General features: G+C 37.7%; 4 protein-coding genes and 1 pseudogene. All 5 read left to right on the top strand.

Going from position 1 to position 3,394, the window contains the following annotated elements:
• Positions 1-165: pseudogene (locus H964_RS13025) on the top strand (IS200/IS605 family accessory protein TnpB-related protein); the annotation flags it as partial.
• Positions 166-646: 481 nt separating this feature from the next.
• Positions 647-1,612 (top strand): Rpn family recombination-promoting nuclease/putative transposase, encoded by a 966-nt coding sequence (locus tag H964_RS07800; RefSeq protein ID WP_039766360.1) that lies wholly within the window; start codon positions 647-649, stop codon positions 1,610-1,612.
• A 713-nt stretch (positions 1,613-2,325) separates the two neighbouring features.
• Entirely contained in the window at positions 2,326-2,505 is a 180-nt protein-coding gene (locus tag H964_RS07795; protein WP_039766357.1) for a hypothetical protein, read from the top strand.
• Positions 2,505-2,900 carry a type II toxin-antitoxin system death-on-curing family toxin gene (locus tag H964_RS07790; protein ID WP_039766363.1) on the top strand — a complete coding sequence of 132 codons (396 nt, stop codon included), beginning with the start codon at positions 2,505-2,507 and terminating at the stop codon, positions 2,898-2,900. Before H964_RS07795 ends, H964_RS07790 begins: the two co-directional genes overlap by 1 nt.
• Before the next feature lie 274 nt (positions 2,901-3,174).
• Positions 3,175-3,394: helix-turn-helix domain-containing protein (locus H964_RS07785; RefSeq protein WP_039766355.1), on the top strand; the 220-nt coding region annotated here is incomplete at its 3' end.

Below are 3,394 nucleotides of genomic sequence, written 5' to 3'. Positions count from 1 at the left end.
GGACCTCTGGGCGGAACAAGTTCTGGTACCTGTGGTAAAGACCACAATCTCTGGCGAGTTCTCAAAGTAGCGGTGGTGAGGCTACTTTCCCCTGAGAGGGTACTGCGTGACATGTCTGTCCTGAAATCACTTTTTGTTTCAGGGCAAGTGGGGAGACCCTTGTAAGAAGGGCGCGAGTTCCTGCTTCTTGGGGCAGGGGCTATGGTTGTTCTAAATACCGCCTGCTGGGTGTGGAACAACCTTGATGTGGCGGACTACAAATAGCCCAGCCTTCCAAACTTGTGCAGTTTTGCACAGTTTGGATGACCAGGAAGAGGTACTGTAAACGATTACGCAGAGGGTTCAGCAGTAAAAATCGTCTTGATAGTCAAAAACCTGACACAAAAGCCCAAACAAAGCTTGCTACCTGTAGTTAGAAACCTTGAAAAAATCTGTGCCCAAGCTACTATTGCAAAGCCTGAAAAGAGGGGTATAATAAAATCAGTTAGAGAAACTGCACTTAAAACCTGACTACAAAAATGTTAAAATAGAAACTACCACAGCAAAAGGCTGTGGTTTTCGTTTTTGTGTGGTATAATAAAAGTAGAAAGTGTTAAGGTACTCCTCCCCCTGTTTTCGAAGTTTGCCAACAAGGGGGAGTTAACTGATGCGCGATAGTCTGCCGCCACAGGAGCATGACTCAACTTTTAAGTTTTTGTTTGAAAACCCAAAAGATATCCTTTTCCTCATCAAAGATGTAATAGGCTACAGCTGGGCAAAAGATATTGATGAAAATTCAATTGAACTTGCCAACGAAGAATTTGTTGATGAATATTTTTTGCAAAGAAGAGCTGATGTCATAGCAAAAGCAAAACTAAAAGACAGAGAAGTGTACTTCTACATTATCATTGAGAACCAGTCAACTGTGGCAAAAGATATGCCAGAGAGGCTACTGAAATACATGATATTGCTCTGGGCGAGGAAGATAAGAGAAGGTGTGGAGAAGCTTCCGGCGATAATACCGATTGTGACATACAATGGATTTGAAAGGGATTGGGATGTTTCTCAAGAGATAATCAATGCATTTGATGTTTTCAAGGATGACATATTCAAGTACGCAGTTGTGAACATTTCAAAATTGGATGTAAAAACTTTGCTGCAAGAGGAAGAGGATGTCCTAAGTCCAGTAGTATTCTACTTGGAACAGGCAAGGAATGACACAGAAGAACTTATCAAAAGATTAAAAGAGATTGTACCGAAACTCAAGCAGTTGAGTAGAACAAACATAGAGAGGTTTTTAATATGGGCAGGTAATGTAATTCGACCAAGACTCACAAAAGAAGATAAGGAAGAGTACGACAGGTTAGTTGAGAAAGTCAAGCAGGGGGGAGTGAGTAAGATGGGTGATTTCGTATCAAATGTGGCAAGACTTCTTGATGAATCACAAATGAAAAAATTCAATGAAGGAATTCAGCTGGGAATTCAACAAGGAATTCAGCAAGGAGCGTATCAGGCCAAGATAGAAATAGCAAAGAACATGATACAAGCAGGAACCGAAGACGATTTTATCGCTAAAGTTACAGGTCTTGCTATTGAGGAGATAAGAAAGCTGAGAAAAGAGCTTACAAATTGAAACTATTTCAGCCACAGGTAGTCTGAATTTCTGCTTGATAAGTGGTTTTGTTTTTGGAGCAGAATACTGTTGCAACAAAGCAAACAATGTGTTACAATATACTTAAAACATCTGCCAAAGATGTAGTTTTTAGGTATTTATATAGAGTGTCAAATTTTTTTTAAAGCAAAAGAAGACTAAATTTAACACCAACAAATGTTCGTTATTTATAAAATTCTAAGCAAATCAAATTGTCTGAGACCACGGCAGGTCGTGGGGTTGCTCGAAAGCTCACAGCTGACTTTGGCACATAGCAGAAAGCAAGAATACAACTGGGTTTGCGGGAAGTAGACAAGTCCGGGAAGGGCTTTTGAGCTGGAGATGTAGAATAGCAATAGCCAAAAGGTTAGGAGAAGCGAATGTAAACGATTACATAAAGCCTGCCACAATACCCTGCAGGAATAAAGGAAAAGCCAGCTCAAAAACTCAAACAATACCTTGCCCAGTAGTCTGAAGCCATGAAAAATCGGTGTTTTAATTGTGTTGCTAAAATTGAAAATTGGGTGTATAATAAAGACAGTCGGCCAAACTATATTCAAAATCGATCTACAAAAATGTAAAAATAAAAACTGCCACAGCTTAAAAGCTGTGGTTTTTGTTCTTTTGTGGCATAAACATACTGGTTTGTGGTACAATTATTATTAGAGAACCTTGAGCTGGGGGTTTCTTTGGACATGGAGTTAGCAAGAGAAATTTATCAAAAAGTTATTAACTTGCCACCAGAACAACAAATAAAAGTATTAGATTTTGTAGAGAAATTAAACAAAGAACTTGAAAGCAGGAAAATAGATGATGCCGTAGAAAGATTTATTAGAAAACATAAAAATGCTCTGATAGAGCTTGCTAAAAAATGATGAGAACAATTCCATATGAGAAAGTAGTTGAGATATACAGAAGAATTGTCAGGGAAAGTGGCGGTATTTATGGTATTCGTAATGAAGAACTTCTGAGAGCATCTCTGGAATGCGTATATCAAACATTTGATGGGATTGAGCTTTATCCAACAGTTGTCGATAAAATAGCGACAGTTTGTTACAACATTATAAAAAACCATCCACTAATTGATGGCAGTAAGCGATTAGGTATAACTTTAATGGCGGTTTTGTGTGATATAAATGATATACCATTAGAGTGTTCAGACAAAGAGATAGTAGAGTTAGGAGTCGCAATTGCCGAAGGAAGATACGATAGAGAACAAATTAAAAGTTGGATTATTGAACATACAAAAAGAGGCGAGAAAAACCACTAAAAAATCATTCAAAGCTAAACACAAAAAGATTGTGTTGCAAAAACTGAAATTTGGATGTATAATAAATACAGTCCGGAAAACCATATTCAAAACCTGTCTACAAAAATGTAAAAATAAAAAGGAAGTTAGCCACGGTACAGGTTTGCAGGGAAAGCCTTGCCGTGGCTTTCTGTTTTTTCTTAGCAGAAAAAACTGTTTACTATGATAACAAGTGTGGTATAATTAAATAAAGAAAAAGAGCATTTATAACAAACAGTTATATGGAGTGATGTTTATGAAAGAGGAAGTATACAAGAAAATAGGTAAGAGGCTACAGGAGCTACGAAAACAGAGAGGTTTTACTCAAGAACAGGTGGCAAAATACTTGGGTATTACTCAAGAACAACTTTCGCATTATGAAAACGGTAAACGTGAAGTTAGTGTTGATATTCTCCTGCAACTTGCCAGATTATATGGCTGTGATTATAACTATCTACTGGGTGAAGAACAAAATC

Source organism: Caldicellulosiruptor sp. F32 (assembly GCF_000404025.1).
GTDB lineage: Bacteria > Bacillota > Thermoanaerobacteria > Caldicellulosiruptorales > Caldicellulosiruptoraceae > Caldicellulosiruptor > Caldicellulosiruptor saccharolyticus.
Note: the sequence above shows the minus strand (reverse complement) of the source record. Positions and strands in the feature narration are given on the sequence as shown.